The 1,066-nt window shown below is 30.7% G+C and carries 1 protein-coding gene and 1 pseudogene; both read right to left on the reverse strand.

Annotation, left to right across the window (positions count from 1 at the left end; genetic code table 11):
• Positions 1-394: pseudogene (locus tag DVW83_RS14755) on the reverse strand (IS6-like element IS1216 family transposase); the annotation flags it as partial.
• An 83-nt stretch (positions 395-477) separates the two neighbouring features.
• Positions 478-810 carry a CPBP family intramembrane glutamic endopeptidase gene (locus DVW83_RS14760; protein WP_137239689.1) on the reverse strand — a complete coding sequence of 111 codons (333 nt, stop codon included), beginning with the start codon at positions 808-810 and terminating at the stop codon, positions 478-480.
• Between the last annotated feature and the right edge of the window lie 256 nt (positions 811-1,066).

A 1,066-nucleotide genomic window follows, 5' to 3' on the forward strand; every position in this document is an offset into this window, starting at 1 on the left:
GGATTCCCAATAATACCTTGATTTCAGTACAGACCGAAAACCCGAAGAGAGTGCCTTCTTTTCGGGTTTTCTTATATAATCCTCGAATGGCTTCCATGCCTTTAATCGTGGTAGAGGCAGTGCGTAAACTTCGATAGAATTTATTGCGTCTCTTTACTGGACGATGGTCTTGTTCAATCAAATTATTCAGGTATTTAATGGTACGATGTTCTGTCCCTTGATAAAAGCCGTATTCTTTTAGTTTCTTAAAGGCACTTGTAATAGAGGGGGCTTTATCTGTGACTACAACCTTCGGTTCATCAAACTGCTTCACTAACCGCTTAAGAAAAGCATAGGCTGCTTGTGTGTCCCGTTTTTTACGTAACCAAATATCCAAGGTTAAACCATCTGCATCGAATTATTAGTTTACTATTTTCAGAGAATCATACCAATTATTATGTGCAAACATAGCCCTAAAATTGCAGCAGAAACAGATAATCACACAATAAATAGCAATAATAAAATACCAATTAAATTATTTAATACATGAATTGCAATGCTAGAAAATATATTATTAAATCTAATATATATATATCCAAAAATAAAGCCCGCACAGATATAAGGAATAGCAATTGGTAATTCAGAAATTTTGTGTATATGAATTAATCCAAAAGAGACAGAAGAAAAAATTAATAACAAGGTTTTCGAAAATATTTTATTACCATCTCCAATTAGTATACGTCTGAACACTACTTCTTCGTTTATAGGACCGACAATGACAGTAACTAAGTAAAATAAGATACTTAAAATACCAGATGATATCTTTAACATAATGTCTAAACTCTCTTGGTTAGTTCCTTGTTGTTTTAAAAATATACCTAAAATAATATTTAAAACAAATATTAAAACTATACCGCAGAAAATATATTTTAAATTAGATTTCCAATTAAATAGAAAATCAACCCACTTAGACTGTATTTCTTTTCGGAAAAATATGATACTTAAAAAAAAGTCAAGTCCATAATCCTGTGTAAAATACTATACAATGTTTTACCGGTCTCTCATTGATCAAACTTAATATATTTTC

The sequence above is a fragment of the Enterococcus sp. VV15 genome (assembly GCF_005236045.1).
GTDB classification, from domain to species: domain Bacteria; phylum Bacillota; class Bacilli; order Lactobacillales; family Enterococcaceae; genus Enterococcus_B; species Enterococcus_B durans.